Genomic DNA, 15,869 nt, shown 5'->3' on the forward strand with positions numbered 1-15,869 from the left:
TGTTCGAGCGTCCGGGCTCTGCCGGGGCCGACGTGCGACACCGCTCCGGGGCCGGGGCACCGCGCGGCGCCGACGCGGTGCCCGCGGCGCCGCGGGCATCGGGGAACGGGCGCGGGGCACGGCTGCCGGATGGCCGCCCCTCCTACCGGAAGGGCGACACTCAGTCCGGCCGCGGGCCGAGGACCCGGGTGCCGTCCTCGACCGTGATGGCTTGGGCCGGGCACATGTCGGCCGCGTCCAGGACGCCTTCCCCGGGTGGGACGCCGTCCGCGCGGGGGCGCGCCCGGTCCTCGTCCAGTACGAACACCTCGGGGGCCGTACCCGCGCAGATGCCCGAGCCCTGGCACAGCTGCCGGTCGACCCGAACCGTCCACGCCCCGTCGGCGCTCACCAGGCCACCGGCATGACGCGCGGACCGCGCACCAGCATCTCGGTCTTCCAGGTGATGTCGCCCGCGAGCCGGAGGCCGGGGAAGCGCTGGAGGAGCGCGTTCAGGGCCTCCTGGAGTTCCATCCGGGCCAGCGGGGCTCCCAGGCAGTGGTGGACGCCGTGACCGAAACCCAGGTGCTGGCCCGCGGGACGCGCGATGTCGAGGACCCCGGGGGCCGTGAAGCGCAGCGCGTCGCGGTTGGCGGCGCCCGTCGCGACCACGACCGGGTCCCCGGCGGCGACCAGGGTGCCGCCGACCTCGATGTCCTCGGTGGCGTAGCGGGCCTGGCTCGCTCCGCTGCCCAGCGGGACGAAGCGCAGCAGTTCCTCCACGGCGTTCGCGATGAGGGCCGGGTTCCCCCGCAGCAGCGCGAGCTGGTCCGGGTGATCGAGGAGGGTGAGGACGAAGTTGGGAATCTGCGAGGCCGTCGTCTCGTGGCCGGCCACCAGGACGGCCACGCAGAGGTCGATGAGTTCCAGTTCGGAGAGGCGGTCGTCGTCGGCCTCGCGGGCGTCGATGAGGGCCGTCATCAGATCGTCCTGCGGGCTGCTCCGGTGCGCGTCGATGAGATCCGCCATGTAGGCGCGCAGTTCCTCGCGGTTGGCGTGGAACTCCTTCGCGGTCAGCGAGCTCGTCGACAGGGCGGCGTCGCTCCACACCCTGAACCGCGGCCGGTCCTCGACCGGAACCCCGAGCAGGTGGCAGATGACGGCGACCGGCACCGGCAGCGCGTACCGGTCGACGAGGTCGGCGGGCGGCCCGGCCGCCTCCAGCTCGTCGAGCAGCCCGGCGGTGAGCGCGCGTACCCGTGGCCTGAGCTTCTCGACCTGCCGGACGGTGAACGCCTTGGCGACCAGGGACCGCAGCCGGGTGTGGTCGGGCGGATCCATGCCCAGGATCCCGGCGTCGGTGCGGCCCTCGGACTGGCGGGGCTCGTCGTGTCGGCTCGCCAGCGCGCGACTGAACCGTACGTCGCCCAGCACGAGCCGGGCGTCGGCGTAGCGGGTGACCAGCCAGGCGGCCTCCCCGTACGGCATCCGTACCCGTAACAGTCCGGGCCGCTCGCGCACCCGCTCGTACTCCTCGGCCAGCCCGAGCCCCTCGGCGGTGTTGAAGGGGTAGGCGAAGGGGGTGGTCTCGACACGCGTCACGTCGGCCTCCTCGATGTAAGCAGCTGCTTACACGCTAGGACCGGCCACCTGACCGGTCAACGACGCTTTACAGCCGTTATCCTGACGGGCCTTCCGAGAGGACCAGGTGAGTGAGCGAATCCCTCCGGCCACGACCGACGGAACGACAGGAGCGACCGCGCAACGCCGCGGCCACGCGCCGCAGGCTGCTCGACGCGGCCGCCGACCTCTTCGCGGAGCGGGGCTACGAGCGCACCACGGTCCGGGCGATCGCCGAGCGCTCGGGGGCCAACCAGGCCCTGCTCTTCCGCTATTTCGGCTCCAAGGAGGGGCTGCTCACCGAGGTCGTCGCCCGGGGCAGCCTGGAACGGCTGCGCGCCACCCCTCCGGAGGAGCTGTTCGAGACCGCCCTGCGCTCGATGTTGACCCGCAGCGCTCCCGGGGCCGACCGCTCCCTGGAGGTGTACCTGAGGTCCGTCGGTCGGGGGGACGAGGCCAGCGGGACCCTGCGGGAGCTGGGAGCGGAGTACCAGAAGGTGCTGGCCGGCCTGGCGCCGTCCGAAGACGGCGCCCTGCGCGCCGATCTGGCGATGGCCTGGCTCCTGGGAATCGGCCTCATGCGGACGGTCGCCGCACGCGAACCCCTCGCCGGAGCGGACCCGGACACGGTCTGCCGGCTTGTGCTGGACACCCTCGCGCCGTTCTGGACCACGCCGGAGGCGGCCGGGCCCGGGGAGGACGACCGGTGACCTGACCCGGCGGGCGCCCCTTCGCGTCAGCCGGTGGGTGTGCCGATCGGCGCGTCTCGCAGCGGACGAGGGGCCGCGCGGAGGCCGATCCCGTACGTCCACGGCGGCGGCCTCGCCGTCGGCATTTGACATCGACCCCCACTTCGGAACACCCTTTCACTACTTAATTAGTGAAAGGGAGGTGAGGCGTGTGGCCCTCGCCGACAGAACCGAGGGTGCCGGCACGGCCGGTGCCATCGAGTTCCGGATCGACCGCCGCTCGGGCGTCGCCACGTACCTCCAGATCGTGCACCAGGCCAAGCAGGCCCTCCGTCTCGGCCTGCTCGCGCCGGGCGACAAGCTGCCCACGGCCCGGGAAGTCGTCGAGGCGACGGCGATCAACCCGAACACCGTGCTCAAGGCGTATCGCGAGCTGGAGCGCGAGGGCCTCGTCGAGGGCCGCCGCGGCCTCGGCACCTTCGTCACGAAGGGCCTGGGCGCCAGCGCCGGCGCCGGTTCGCCGCACCGCCCGGCCCTCGTCGCCTGGATCGCCGGGGCCCACCGAGCGGGCCTGGAGCGCGACGACATCACCGCGCTCTTCGAGGACGCGCTGAACGAGACCATTCCGCAGGGAGACACCCGATGAACCGCGCCCACACCGCCGCGCCGGCCGTTCTCGAAGCGACCGACCTGACCATGTCGTACGGTCGCGGCCGCCGTGCGAAGCCCGTCCTGGACGGCCTGTCGTTCCGCCTCCCGCAGGGCGTCGTCTGCGCCCTGGTCGGTGCGAACGGCGCGGGCAAGTCCACGCTGCTCTCGCTCGCCACGGGCCTGCTCCGCCCCACGAGCGGCACGCTGCGCGTGCTCGGCGAGGCCCCGGCCGCCGCCCGTTCCCGCGTCGCGTACGTCGCCCAGGGCAAGCCGCTGCACCCACAGCTGACCGTCGAGGCCACCCTCCGCCTCGGGCGGGACCTCAATCGGGGCGGGTTCTGGGACATGGCCGCCGCCGAACGCATCGTCTACGCGGGAGACGCGGGAGACGGCCTCGACCCGAAGGCGAAGATCCGCTCCCTCTCCGGCGGTCAGCGCACCCGTGTCGCCCTCGCCCTCGCCTTCGGGAAACGACCCGAGCTGATGCTGCTCGACGAGCCCATGGCCGACCTCGACCCGCTCGCCCGCCAGCGGCTCACCGGCGCCCTGATGTCCGAAGCCCTCGAACACGGCACCACCATCGTGATGTCCTCCCACGTCGTCGCCGAGCTGGAGGACTCGTGCGACCACCTCCTCCTGACCGCAGGCGGTCGTGCGCTGCTCTGCGGTGGCATCGAGGACATCGTCGACGCCCACGCCCTCCTCACGGGCACGGGCGACCTCACCGGCACCGACGTCATCGAGGAACGCCCCACGGGCCGCGGCCGCAGCGCCCTGGTCCGCCCGCGCGGCCCCCTCGACACCCACGCCGACTGGGCCGTGGAACGCCCCTCCCTGCAGGAGGTGCTCCTCGCCCATCTGCGCAACCCCGGGGCGCCCGCGCTCATCACCGACAACGCTCACCCCGCACCGTCCGCACGGCAGGAGATCACCACATGACCGGCTCCACGCTCACCGCGCCCCGCACGCCGTCCGCACACCGCACCGGGGCCGTCTCCGTCGTCCTGCGCCTGCACCGCGCGTCCCTCCTGATATGGACCGCGTACGTCGCCATCACCGCCGGCATCCTCTTGTGGATGCTCGGCCCGGGCGGCGCCCACGCCGTCGACGAGATGGCGGAGTGCGCGCGCTCGAAGGCCTGTGACAGCCATCCCGCCGTAGGGCTCTACAAAATCGCGCTGCTCGCCGTGCAGTGGCTGATCCTGGCCCCGTCCTACCTGCTCCCGGCCTACGCCGCCGCCGCGCTGGTCGGCCGCGAACTCGAAACGGGCACCGCACAACTGGCCTGGACCCAGAACGTGTCCCCGACCCGCTGGCTGGCCACCAAGCTCGCCGTGGCCGCCGCCGCGGTCACCCTCGGCATGACGGTCCTCGTCCTGCTCCTGCGCACGGTCCGCGACCACCGCTTCGGCATCGGCAACTGGTCGCTCTACGACCCCTTCGTCTACCACGACGCCGCACTGCTCGCCATCGCCTATCCCCTGCTCGGCCTGGCGCTCGGCGCGCTCGCCGGCATCCTCCTGGGCCGCGCGATGGCCGCGCTCGCCACGGCGACAGCCGTGACCGCCGTCCTCGCCTACGTCTACTCCCTGGTCCGCTTCCACTTCTGGCCGTCCGTCACCCTCACCACCCCGGCGGACGCTCCCTACCCCGGCGGCATGATCCTCTCCACCGAGCTGTTCTCCAGCGACGGGACCCGCCTCTCGGGACTGGAGCTCATGCGCCGGAGCGGCCCGGATGTCCACGGTTCGTACGCCGTCCACAAGTACCACCCGGTCTCCCACTTCTGGCCCCTCCAGGCCGTCGAGACCGGCTCCCTCCTCGCCCTCGCCGCCCTGGCCGGCTTCGGCGCCTTCTTCCTGCTACGACGCCGCACGGCATAGCGGGGCGCCGGCGAAGGACGGTCCGACCTCGCGGGTGAAGGGGTCAGCGGTCGTGGGCGGTCACGTCCACGGGTGGTTCGGGGGCGGCGGAGGGCAGCTCCGGCTCCAGGCCGTCGGCCACCGCTGCGGGCGGTAGCCCGCTCTCGGCCCGCCAGGCCTGGAAGGCGAGGGTGGTGGCGGTGACCACGACCAGGCCCAGCAGCCAGCCCCCGACCACGTCGCTCACCCAGTGCACGCCCAGCGCGACCCGGGTGTAGCCCACGCCGACCACGGAGGTCAGTGCCAGGACCCACGCCACGGGGCGCCGGGCCCGGGGCACCATCGGGAGCAGGACCAGCAGCAGGACGGCGCAGGAGGTGGTCGCCGTCATGGCGTGGCCGGAGGGGAAGGAGTAGCCGGGCGCGTGCGAGACGGGATCGGGCAACTGCGGCCGGGCCCGCTCCACGGCGTTCTTGACCAGCAGGCCGATCTGGCTGCCGGACAGGGCGGTGACGGCCGCCCACGCGGCCAGCCGCCAGGCGCGCCGGACCAGCAGCCACACCACCAGCGCGGCCACCATCAGCCGCATCGTCACCGGGTCCCACAGGACACCCGTGAGGAACTCCAGCACGCGCACCCACGCCGGGTGGGCGAGGGCGGTCTCGTGCAGCCGCTGCGCCGCTCCCCGGTCGAGCCGGTGGAGCGGGGGCCACCCGGACTCCACGAGTACGAGCGCCAGCGCGAAGGGCACGGCCGTCACCGCGGCGGCGGCCGAGGCCAGCAGCAGCCGCGTCCCGTAGGTGGCGTCGGGCCCCGAGTGGCGGGCGAGGAAGGTCTGGAGGGGCAGGACGAGCCGGGCGAGCCGCCCGGGCCGCCGGGTGGTGCGCTGTGCCATGGTGGCGGCGCCTCCGTTCGGGTCGCAAGGGTCGGGCGCGGTACGAGCCCGTCGGGCGGGAGCTGGGGGCCGGGCCGGTCAGACGCCCGGGTCCGGCGTGATCGGATCCTTGACCCCGGCGCGTACGGCTTCCAGTTGGGCCGCGAAGGACAGCCCGAGGAAGAGGGCCATCGAGGTGAGGTAGGACCACAGGAGCAGGGACATGACCGCGCTGAGCGGCCCGTACACGCTGTTGAAGGAGCCGCTCGCGCCGACGTACAGGCTCAGCCCCCACGTGGCGGTGAGCCAGAGCACCAGGTGGACCACCGCGCCGAAGGCCAACCAGGTGTAGCCGGGTTGGGCGCGGCGCGGGGAGAGGCGGAAGATCGCGCTCGTCGCCAGGACGGCCAGCAGGATCCCGACGGGCCAGCGCAGTATCTCCCAGGCGCGGGTGGTGTCCGGGCCGAGCCCGTAGACCTCGGCCACCGCCCGCGTGAGGTCGTGGCCGAGGACGGTGAGGATGAAGCTGAGCCCGAGCGGGAAGCCGGCCAGGGCGGCCATGAGCAGGCCGCGCGTGTACTTGCGCAGGAACGGCCGGTCCCGCTCGTTGCCGTAGATGCGGTTCGCCCCGCGCTCGACCTGGCAGAGCCCGGTGGTGACGTTGACCATGGCGAACAGCAGGCCGAACCAGAGGGCCGCCTCGCCGCCCCCGTGGCGCCGGCTCCGGCCCAGCGCGTCCTCGACGAGGTCCTGGCTGGGCCCGCTCGTGGTCTGGCGGATGGTCAGCTCGACGATGCGGCCCACCTCCTCGGTGTGCAGGACACCGGACAGGCCGACGGCCGCGATCGCCAGCGGGACGAGCGTCAGGACGGTCTGCAGGGCGAGCGCGCGGGAGTGGCTGAAGCCGTCGGCGTAGCGGAAGCGCAGGAAGGAGTCGCGCGCGAGGCTCCAACCGCCGTAGCGGCGCAGGGCGGCCCAGGCCTCGTCGGCGGACAGTTCCTCGCCCTCCACGTCGCGTCTCTGCGGAACCCGTGTCGCGGTGCCCATCGTCTCCCTGCCTGCCTGTCTACTGGTTACTGGTTACTGGTTACTGGTTACTTGTTGCTGGCGGCGTCGCCTGGAACGTGCCCTGCCGGTACGGGAGTTCAGTGCTGCGGGGTCGGTGCCGCGGCGGGAAGCGGTGCGGCGGGCGGCGCCTCGGCTCCGGTGCCGGGCAGCGCCCGCGGCAGCCGTACGCGCAGGGCGCCGGGTTCGATCTCCGCGGTCAGGCGGACTCCGGGGGCGACGGCGTCCCCGTCCATCTCCCGGGGCTGCGGGGCGGTGCAACGGATCTCGACCCGGGTGGCGGTGAAGTACTCCAGCACTCCCCCGGCCACCTCCCCCGCCTCCGCTCCGGGCCCGCCCGGGGCGGGGGTGCGCAGGGTCCGCCGGGTGAGGTGTGCGGCGGCGGCCAGCCAGCCCGCGGGCCCGCGGGGTGCGAACAGCACCACGTCGAGGCGGCCGTCGTCCGCCCGGGCCCGGGGCAGCAGCGGCAGGCCTCCCTGGAGCATGCCGACGTTGCCGATCACCACCATCCGGGCCCGGCGCCGCAGGGGGCGCCCGCCGTCGAGCCGGATCGTCAGCCGGATGCCGGGGTCACCGAGGTGGCGCAGGGCGGACACGACGTAGGCGGCCCAGCCCAGCCGGGACTTGAGGCGCGGCGACGCGTCCTGGACCATGGCCGCGTCGAAGCCGACGCCCGCCATCACCACGAACCGGGCCGGCTCGATGCCGTCGCCCCGTATCCGGCCCACGTCGATGCCGTGGCACCCGCCCGACAGGGCCTGCTCCAGGGCGGTCACCGGATCCGGTGCGAGCCCCAGGTTCCGGGCGAGCAGGTTGCCCGTACCGCACGGCACGACCACCAGGTCGATGCCGGTGCCCGCCAGCAGTTCGGCGCACGCGCGGACCGTGCCGTCGCCGCCGCAGACCACGACGAGGGCGACCGGAGCGGCGTCGAGTTCCACGGCGAGGTCACCGCACGGGAGTTCCTCGCCGGTCAGGATCCACTGCTGCGCGGCGTGACCGTGCCGGGCCAGCACGGCCCTGACGCGCCCGGCCAGTTCGTCATCGCAGCCGTGCGGATGCCGTACGACGAGAGTACGTCCGCCCCCTGACGGGACCGGCGGAATCGTGGTCGGTGAGGCCTCGGGGGCAGTCCCTCCCGGCTCCGGGGTCCGCAGGCGGCCGGCGAGCAGGACGGTCCCGATCACGGCGAGCGTCACCGCGCCGTTGAGCAGGCCGCCCAGCACGTCGGAGGGGTGGTGCATCCCCCGGTACAGCCGCGAGGCGGCCACCGCGAGCGGCACCAGCAGCAGGAGCGCGGCCACGGGCCGGCGCCAGGCACCGCGCGTCCCCCCACAGGTGAGCACGGCGAGGCCCCCGTACAGGGCCATGGCCGCGCCCACGTGCCCGGAGGGAAAGCTGGAGGTGGGCGGTGCCAGGTCCAGGTGGGGGACGTCGGGACGCGGCCGCTGCACGACCAGGGTCACGAGGAGGAACATCGCCGACTGGACGGCGACGGCCGCGGCGAGGAACCCCGCCTCGGCCCACCGCGGCGCCGGCGGCGTCAGCAGCAGGGCCAGCACGCAGACCAGCGTGAAGCCGGTGATCACCTGGGTGTTCGCCAGCAGTGACAACCATTGGGTGAAGCTGTTCAGGAGCGGCTCGCGGTGGGCGGCCAGGGCCCGGTTGACCCCGTCCTCCGCCGACAGCGGCCAGTAGCCGGCGAGCGGGCCGGCCACCGACCGGCCGACGACCATCAGCAGCACCAGGTGGACCGGCAGCACCAGCAGGAACCGGGCACGTCTGAGGGCCCCCTGGCCGCGGGTCCCGCTCACGCGGCGACCGCCGTGGGCACGCTCCGACCCTTGCGATCGGCCCCGTGGTGGCGCCTCTGATCGGCCTCGGGGTCGTGATCCGCCTCGTACGCGGCCTCGGCGGGCGGGGGGAGACATCGACACGGGGGTTCCCTTCACTTGCCTGGCCATTGCCCCCCGCCTGCCCGCGAACGCCGGCCGGATGCGCCCCGCCGACGCCCGTCCGCCGGCGGGAGGGCTCCTTCCGTCCTCCTGCCGGGTGGCGACGGCCGCACCGCGGGACGGGCGCGGACGGGTGGTCCGTACGGGCCCCACGGGATGGCCGAAATGCCGCCGTAGCGGGGGCACTTGATTTGCGCTGGTGTTTGGCGAACGCCTAATCGAGTAGGCGTACACCCGTCCGCCCGCCCCTCTTCCGTCGTGCTCGCGCTGCCCCTGGTCCTCACGTGGTCACACCGCGTGGGGATCGTCCGCCGACGACGCCGTCGCACCGAGCGGCGTCCCCTTCGACCCCAGGAGCACCATGACCCCGATCCTCTTCGTCTATGCCAAGGGCGGCCCTCCCCTCGAGTACGCGCTCCCGCGGATCGCCGCCCACGCCGAGGTGCACGTCCTGGCGCTCGCGCCGCTGCCCCGCGTCACCGAGTCGGTGTGGCGGCCCGGGTGCGCGTCGGTCACCACCGCTCCGCCCGGCGAGGGGGTGGAACTGGTCGATCTGATCTGTTCCCACGCCCGCCGCGTCGGCGCGGAGGCGGTGCTGACCCTGTCGGAGTACGCGGTGGTCGCCGTCGCCCACGCGAGCCTGCGGCTCGGCCTGCGCGGCGCCGGGGAGCGGGTCGCCGGGGCGCGCGACAAACGGCTGATGCGCCGGATCTGGCGGGACGCCGGGGTGCCCGTACCGGGCTTCACGGAGATCAACGGACCGCAGGACATCACGACGGCCTTCGAGGACCTCAGGCCCCCGCTGCTGCTCAAGGCCGCCTGGAGCGCGGGGTCCACGGCCCACCTCACCGTGTGGAACGAGCAGCAGGCCGAGGAGGGCTGGAAGACCGGACGTTCCGTCATGGAGGCCTCGTCCGCGCAGGGGTACGCGGAGCTGCACGCCGCGGACGAGGGCGTCAGCGATTTCCTGCTGGAGGAGATCGTGACCGGGAAGGCCTCCGACTGGTTCGACGGGGCCGGTTGGGGCGACTACGTCAGCGTGGAGGGGATCGTCGCCGGCGGCCGCTACCACCCGTTGTGCCTCACCGGGCGCCTGCCGACCGTCGCGCCCTTCACCGAGCGGGCGAGCCTGGCCCCGGCCGCCCTCCCGGTCGCGGCGCAGCGCCGGATCGAGGAGGTGTCGCGCGCCGCCGTCGACGCGCTCGGACTGGACACCTGCGCCACCCACACCGAGATCAAGCTCGGCGCGGACGGGGCCGTGTGGCTGATCGAGACCGCGGCCCGCTTCGGCGGGGTGATGACCACCCGGCAGGCGGAGACGGTCTTCGGAGTGGACATGATCGGCATGCTGGTGCGCGAGTTGCTCGGCCGGGACGTCAGCTACCCGGAACGGATGCTGACCGAGGGCGAGGGCGCCGCCGGCTCCCTGGTCGTCCTCGCCGTCGGTCCCGACGGCGAGCCCTGGGCCGAACTCCCGGCCTGGGACTTCGCCGCGGTCGACTGGTCCGCGCTGGTCGCGCCGGGGTCCCGGGTGGAGCTGGTGCGCGAGCACAGCCTCCCGCCGGGCACCCCGGTCCCGGCGTACGAGGAGGCGGGCGGGGCCAATTCCATGGCCGCCCTCTGCTTCCTGCGCGCCGCGTCCGGGCCTGAGCTGCTGGCCGACTGCGGCCGCATCCTCGCGGCCCTCCCGAACGCCCTCACCCAGGCGTCCGCCCCCGCCGCCTCCCCCTCCCCCACGTCCGCCGACCGCTCGACGCCCGGGAGCGCCGCATGACGCACGCCGACACCGACACCGACACCGCCGCCCCCGCGCCGTCCCCCCGGGGCGCCGCCGTGGACACCCTGCTCACGCTCCCCCTGTTCGAGCAACTGGCCGGGGTGCTGGGCGGGCACCCGTACGTGAAGGTGGTCGTGGACCGGGAGCGCGGCCTGTGGCACGTGCTCGACAGCGCCGTGCACTCCTTCCACGTCAACTACATAGCCACCGAGATCCAGGGGTTGACCCTCGAACAGCTCGACGCCGAACTCGACCGCTTCAACCACGACGTCTACCAGGACCCCGCGCGCCGGTTCCTGCTCGGCGTCCTGTCGCTGCGCTCCCTGGGCGGTCCGGACCACGACGAGCCCTTCATGGTGCTGGAGACCACCGAGGCCGACACGATGGGCGCGGAGCTGCTGATCGAGTTCCACGCCTTCGTCCGGGCCCACCTCGATCCCGCGCTCGAACTGCTGGTGAAGCCGGCCAACCACGGCCAGGAGAACGCCCTCGCGGCGGTGCCGGAGACCGTGGTGCCCCGCGCCCGGGGGCACGCGCTCCTGGCGACGGCGCCCTTCGTGCCCCTGACCCTCGCCCGCGCCACCGGCCGGCTCCGCGCGTTCGCCTCGAGCAAGGAGTACCTGGCCGCCCGCGCTGACCTGGCCTGGTACGACATCGTCGCCATGCCGGTGGTCCCCGACGACATCCCGCGGCTCGCCGGTCTGATCAACGCCCTGCCCACCACCCCGCTGTCGCACACCAACATGCTGGCCGCGGGCTGGGGCATCCCCAACGCCATCGTCCGGGGAGTCCTCGACACGATCGCCGACGAGAAGTGGGACGGCGCCTGGGTCCGTTACGAGGTCACCGCCGACGGATTCGTCCTCGACCCCGCCGAGGAGCCCGCCGACCTCGCCGAACCGACGTGGCACACCCAGCGGGTGCGCCTGGACGCCCCGCACGTGACGGACGTACCGCTGGTACCGCTGTCCGCCTTGCGCGCCGTCGACCGCAACCGCTACGGCACCAAGGCAGCCAACCTCGGAGAGCTCCACCACGTCCTGCGCCACGGCTCGTCCCGGCTGACCGGCTACTACTCCGTGCCGCGGCCGCCCCGGGCCGATCTGCTCGGGCACTTGGCCGCCCGGCTGCGGATGCCCGAGGACGGCGATCTCGCCCAGCACGCGAGCGAGTTCCTGACCCGGCACGTCCGGGCGCCGGCGGGCGTCGCCGTCCCCTTCTCCGTCCAGCAGCGCTTCCTGGACTCCTCGCCGGCCGTGCAACAGAGCATCGGCAAGCTGAAGATGGCCCTGGAACTGGGCGCGATGGACGCCGTGGACACGACCTGCGTCCAGCTGCAGCACCTGGTGCGCACCCTTCCCGTACCCGAGGACCTGGTGCGGGCCCTGGACGCCCAGGTCGTCGAGCACCTGGCGGGCACGAGCCGCTTCGCCGTGCGGTCCTCCTCGAACGCCGAGGACCTGCCGGGCTTCTCCGCGGCCGGGATCTACGAGTCGCACACCAAGGTGGCCGACCTGCCGGGGCTGCTGGACGCCATCCGCCAGGTGTGGGCCTCGTTGCTCTCCCCGCGCAGCGTGCGGCTGCGCCACCAGGCCGGCATCTCCCTGGACGACACCTACATGGGGGTGATCGTCCAGCGCTACGAGCCGTCCCCGCTCGGCGGCGTCATGGTCACCTGCAATCCGACCAACCGGGCCGACTTCCGCAACGTGTACCTCAACTGCGCGCACGGGTCCCCGGCCGATGTCGTCGACGGCCGGACCCTGCCCCTGCAGTACCTGTACAACACGGTCGAGGGCGGCGGCCGCACCACCTCGCTGGGCGCGGCCCCGGAGGACCTGCCGCAGGAGACGCGGGACCACCTGGCCCGGTTGGCCCTGGCGGGCCGGCTGCTCCAGTCGCACTTCGCCACGGACTACACCTTCGCCGGGCCGCTCGACGTCGAGTGGCTGCTCGGACCGGACGGCGCGCTCCACCTCCTCCAGCTCCGGCCGTACAGCGCCTGACCCGTCCGCCACGTCCGCCACGTCCCCCACACCGCCCCACCGAAGGTCGACCCATGCCCCTCCCGCTCCTGCGCGCGCGCTCGACACGGCGCGTCCGGCCGCCCGCCGCGGTGCTCCGCGCGATCCGCTTGAACAACGGCTTCCAGCTGCTGTTCAACCTGCTGTGGTGGATGCCGGTCTTCTACGAGTACCAGAAGCGGGCAGGCCTGTCGGACAGCCAGATCTTCGGCATCCAGAGCGTCTACTACGTGGCGTTCTGCCTCTTGGAGATACCCACGGGCTTCATCGCCGACCGCATCGGACAGCGACGCTGCATGCAGCTCGGGGCGGTCGTGATGGTCGCGGCGAACCTCCTCCCGGTCGCCTCGCCCTCGTTCGCCGGCTTCATGGCGCACTTCCTGGCCATCGCCGCGGCCCGGTCGCTGGTGTCCGGGGCTTCCAGTGCCTACCTGTACGAGTACCTGCGCGAGCACGGCGCGCAGGCGCACTACGTACAGGCCGAGGGCACCGCCCGGGCCCTCGGTCTCTGGGCGAAGATCGCCTGCTGGCCGGTCGTGGGCGTACTGATGCACGTCCGCCACGACGCGCCGTACGTCCTGACGGCGCTCTCCGCGCTCGGTTCGCTGGCCTGCGCCGCCGCCCTCCCCGCGATCGCGGCTCCGCGCGGGGCCGACCATCCGCCCGTGGCGCGCGCCGGGCTCCTCGACTCGGCCCGTCAGGCCGTCGGGGTGCTCGGCAGGTCACGGTCCCTGGGGCCGCTGATGGTGCAGGGCGTGGCCGTGTTCACGCTCGCCCGCATCTGCCAGGTCAACCTCTTCCAGCCGCTGCTCCTGGAGAAGCACCTCCCCGTCGCCGACCACGGCGCCGTGCTGTCGGCGATGACGGTCGCCGAGGCCGTGGGGTCGGCGAGAACCGGCTGGATGCGCAGCAGGGTGTCCGACACCACCGCGGTGAGCGTCCTCAGTGTGGTCATGGCCCTCACGCTCGCGGCGACCACGCTGTCCGGGGCGCCTGGCACGATCGTGTGGCTGTGCGTCTTCGCCGCGGCGGCGGGCCTGGCCTATCCCGTGCAGCGCAACCTGATCAACGCGGCCATCCCGGCGACGCCGTACCGGGCGACCCTGCTGTCGGTGGAGTCCATCATCGACCGCGGTGTGTGCGCGCTGGTGGCGCTGGCCGTCGGCGCCTACCTGGCCGCGGACCGGCTGGACGCACTGCTCGTGCACGCGGCGGTGGGCACCTGCCTGCTGCTGCTCGTGGTGGGCGTCGTCCTGGGACGGCTGCGCCGGCAGGGGGCGCGGTCGGCGGCCGATCGGCCGTGAGGCGGCGCGATGGCCGTGGAGCGGCGGCGGGACGGTCGCGGTGTCCGCATTCCGGTCCGGGCGGACACCGGCGCGGGGGCCGCGTCATGATGTGCGCATGACGGACAGCGACGACGAGCACACCGACTCCCCGGCGATCGCCCTGCTCAAGGAGCTGGGTGCCGGGACGACCAAGCACTCCGGCGGAACCCTGTTGACCCACCTGCTGCGCGTCGAGGCGCTGCTCGCCGAGTGGGGTGCACGGCCGGCCCTGCGGACCGCGGCCCTGTGCCACGCCTGCTACGGCACGGACGGGCTGCCCCTGAGCCTGCTGGAGCTCTCCGAGCGCGATCGCCTCGCCGAGGCGATCGGCGAGGAGGCCGAGGCACTCGTGTACTTCTACGCCAGCTGCGACCGCGGGGCCTCCTATCCCGGCCTGGCCGCCGCGGACGGGGCGTCGGTGACCTTCCGCGACCGCTTCACCGGGGAGGAGTTCACCCCGTCCCCGCGGCAGCGCCGTGACTTCGCCGAGCTCACGGTGGCCAACGAACTGGACCTGGCCAAGGTGAACGCGTCCTTCCGCGAACGCAACGGGGCGGGCCTGTTGGAGCTCTTCACCCGCTGGACCCCGCTCCTGTCGGAGGCGGCCCGCCGCGAGGTGACCGCGGTCCTCGGCTGAGCGTGCGCCGGCCATCAGTCCCGCGGGCCGCGCGGGGCACGGAGCCGGGTGGACAGGCGGCCCCATACGGAGTCCGTGGGGCGGTTGCGGGCGTGCCGGTCGAGTTCCTCCATGAGGCGCTGGGAGCGCGTCTCGACGTCCAACTCGTCCAGGACCCGGTCGATCTCGGTGAGCAGTGCGCCGTGCAGCTGCCAGTGCTCGGGCTGTGCGCGGGTGCAGGCCAGCAGCAGCTCCGCGAGCCGGTCGCGGTGCTCCCGGGCCACCGCGAGCTCTCCGGTCAGCCGTGCTTCGGCCTGCTCGGCGTTGGCGCTGACCTGGGCGGTGATCAACTGGGCGAAGCTCTCCACGGCGATCGCGGTGTGCCGCAGCACCTGTTGGAGGGCGGCCGTGGTCACGGCGTCGAAGAGCGGCCCGTCGGGGCGCGCTGTGGCCAGGTCGCTCAGCGTCCGGCAGGCCACGCGGAGCACCACCGCGCAGATCTCCAGGGTGTCGAGACCGGTGCGCAGCACCAGCCTGAAGAGCAGGCCCTCCTTGACCCGCGGGTTGAGGCGGAGGCTGTCCTCGGCCTGGCGGAGGGCGGCGTCGACCTGGGCTATGTCGTTGTCGAGGCGGCGCGCCTCGTGCAGCCGGGCCGCGGCCCGCGCCACCCGGCCCGGGCCGAGGGGTTCCTCACCGAGGTGGTCGAGCAGCCGGCTCATGCGCGCGGCGAGGTCGGTGATCGCGACGCCCGCCGGGCCCACCCAGAGCGGCGGCGCCAGCAGCAGGTTCACGAGCAGTCCGATCACCGCGCCGATGACGGTCTCCAGGACCCGGTCCCAGGCCGTGTCCGTCACCTGGCTGACGCCCAGGACGAGCATGGCGCTGATCGCGACCTCGGGTACGAACTCGTCGACCCGGACGAGGTGGCCCACCACCAGGGAGGCCAGGATGAGCAGGCCGAGGCTCCACCAGGTGAGCCCCACGAGCGCGCTGAAGCCGATCGCGATCAGGACGCCGACGACCACGGCGTTGACCCTGCGGATGCTGGTGGTCAGCGTCGAGTACAGGGTGACCTGGACGACGAGCAGCGCCGTCAGCGGGGCGGTCAGCGGGCTCGGCTCATCGCTCAGGCGCAGGGCGACGGAGTAGCTGACGACGGCCGCCGCGGTGGACCGCAGCGCTTGGACGGCGACGGGCTCGCGGCGGCGGCGCGCGACACGGGTGAGGAGGTTGGTGATCATTTCTGGCATGTTCCGGTCCTGCCCGGGACCTCGCCGATGACGCCTGTGGGCTGGCCGTTTCTACGCCACGGGAGTGTGGCGGGGCGCACGCGCCCGATCCGGTCGGACGTCGGGTTGCCGATCGGCACGGCTGACGCGCGCGATGCCGGGCACACGCGTATGCGGCGGGCGGAGGTCCCTCCGTCCGTCCC

At 73.6% G+C, this 15,869-nt stretch carries 14 protein-coding genes; 8 read left to right on the forward strand and 6 right to left on the reverse strand.

Annotation, left to right across the window (positions count from 1 at the left end):
* Window positions 1-160 precede the first annotated feature (160 nt).
* On the reverse strand, window positions 161-391 hold the full coding sequence (locus tag ACZ4UB_RS30630) for a ferredoxin (RefSeq protein ID WP_468075132.1): 231 nt from the start codon (window positions 389-391) through the stop codon (window positions 161-163).
* Window positions 388-1,581, reverse strand: a complete 1,194-nt coding sequence (locus ACZ4UB_RS30635; protein ID WP_468075134.1) for a cytochrome P450 — start codon at window positions 1,579-1,581, stop codon at window positions 388-390. Before ACZ4UB_RS30635 ends, ACZ4UB_RS30630 begins: the two co-directional genes overlap by 4 nt.
* 110 nt (window positions 1,582-1,691) lie before the next feature.
* Here ACZ4UB_RS30635 and ACZ4UB_RS30640 point away from each other — a divergent pair, with 110 nt between their 5' ends.
* From ACZ4UB_RS30640 to ACZ4UB_RS30655, 4 genes are all read left to right on the forward strand, one after another.
* Complete coding sequence (locus tag ACZ4UB_RS30640; RefSeq protein ID WP_468075136.1) at window positions 1,692-2,309, forward strand: TetR/AcrR family transcriptional regulator; 618 nt, start codon at window positions 1,692-1,694, stop codon at window positions 2,307-2,309.
* A 190-nt stretch (window positions 2,310-2,499) separates the two neighbouring features.
* On the forward strand, window positions 2,500-2,934 hold the full coding sequence (locus tag ACZ4UB_RS30645) for a GntR family transcriptional regulator (protein ID WP_468075138.1): 435 nt from the start codon (window positions 2,500-2,502) through the stop codon (window positions 2,932-2,934).
* On the forward strand, window positions 2,931-3,878 hold the full coding sequence (locus tag ACZ4UB_RS30650) for an ABC transporter ATP-binding protein (protein WP_468075140.1): 948 nt from the start codon (window positions 2,931-2,933) through the stop codon (window positions 3,876-3,878). The genes ACZ4UB_RS30645 and ACZ4UB_RS30650 overlap by 4 nt, the downstream gene beginning before the upstream one ends.
* Window positions 3,875-4,822 (forward strand): ABC transporter permease, encoded by a 948-nt coding sequence (locus tag ACZ4UB_RS30655; RefSeq protein WP_468075142.1) that lies wholly within the window; start codon window positions 3,875-3,877, stop codon window positions 4,820-4,822. The genes ACZ4UB_RS30650 and ACZ4UB_RS30655 overlap by 4 nt, the downstream gene beginning before the upstream one ends.
* Before the next feature lie 43 nt (window positions 4,823-4,865).
* Here the strand turns inward: ACZ4UB_RS30655 and ACZ4UB_RS30660 are convergent, their stop codons facing one another.
* From ACZ4UB_RS30660 to ACZ4UB_RS30670, 3 genes are all read right to left on the reverse strand, one after another.
* Window positions 4,866-5,696 (reverse strand): phosphatase PAP2 family protein, encoded by an 831-nt coding sequence (locus tag ACZ4UB_RS30660; protein ID WP_468075144.1) that lies wholly within the window; start codon window positions 5,694-5,696, stop codon window positions 4,866-4,868.
* A gap of 78 nt (window positions 5,697-5,774) precedes the next feature.
* Window positions 5,775-6,722 (reverse strand): YihY/virulence factor BrkB family protein, encoded by a 948-nt coding sequence (locus ACZ4UB_RS30665; protein ID WP_468075146.1) that lies wholly within the window; start codon window positions 6,720-6,722, stop codon window positions 5,775-5,777.
* A 98-nt stretch (window positions 6,723-6,820) separates the two neighbouring features.
* Window positions 6,821-8,554 carry a bifunctional phosphatase PAP2/diacylglycerol kinase family protein gene (locus ACZ4UB_RS30670; protein ID WP_468075148.1) on the reverse strand — a complete coding sequence of 578 codons (1,734 nt, stop codon included), beginning with the start codon at window positions 8,552-8,554 and terminating at the stop codon, window positions 6,821-6,823.
* Window positions 8,555-9,056: 502 nt separating this feature from the next.
* Here ACZ4UB_RS30670 and ACZ4UB_RS30675 point away from each other — a divergent pair.
* From ACZ4UB_RS30675 to ACZ4UB_RS30690, 4 genes are all read left to right on the forward strand, one after another.
* Window positions 9,057-10,469, forward strand: a complete 1,413-nt coding sequence (locus tag ACZ4UB_RS30675; protein ID WP_468075150.1) for an ATP-grasp domain-containing protein — start codon at window positions 9,057-9,059, stop codon at window positions 10,467-10,469.
* Window positions 10,466-12,478, forward strand: coding sequence for a PEP/pyruvate-binding domain-containing protein (locus ACZ4UB_RS30680; RefSeq protein WP_468075152.1), 2,013 nt, complete (start codon window positions 10,466-10,468; stop codon window positions 12,476-12,478). The genes ACZ4UB_RS30675 and ACZ4UB_RS30680 overlap by 4 nt, the downstream gene beginning before the upstream one ends.
* Before the next feature lie 53 nt (window positions 12,479-12,531).
* Window positions 12,532-13,800, forward strand: coding sequence for an MFS transporter (locus tag ACZ4UB_RS30685; RefSeq protein ID WP_468075154.1), 1,269 nt, complete (start codon window positions 12,532-12,534; stop codon window positions 13,798-13,800).
* Window positions 13,801-13,897: 97 nt separating this feature from the next.
* A complete protein-coding gene (locus tag ACZ4UB_RS30690; protein WP_468075156.1) occupies window positions 13,898-14,458 on the forward strand; it encodes a DUF6817 domain-containing protein in 561 nt (186 codons plus the stop codon).
* A 14-nt stretch (window positions 14,459-14,472) separates the two neighbouring features.
* Here ACZ4UB_RS30690 and ACZ4UB_RS30695 read toward each other — a convergent pair whose 3' ends face one another.
* Window positions 14,473-15,687 (reverse strand): FUSC family protein, encoded by a 1,215-nt coding sequence (locus ACZ4UB_RS30695; RefSeq protein WP_468075158.1) that lies wholly within the window; start codon window positions 15,685-15,687, stop codon window positions 14,473-14,475.
* Window positions 15,688-15,869: the final 182 nt, after the last annotated feature.

The sequence above is a fragment of the Streptomyces sp. NPDC028419 genome, from assembly GCF_055565515.1.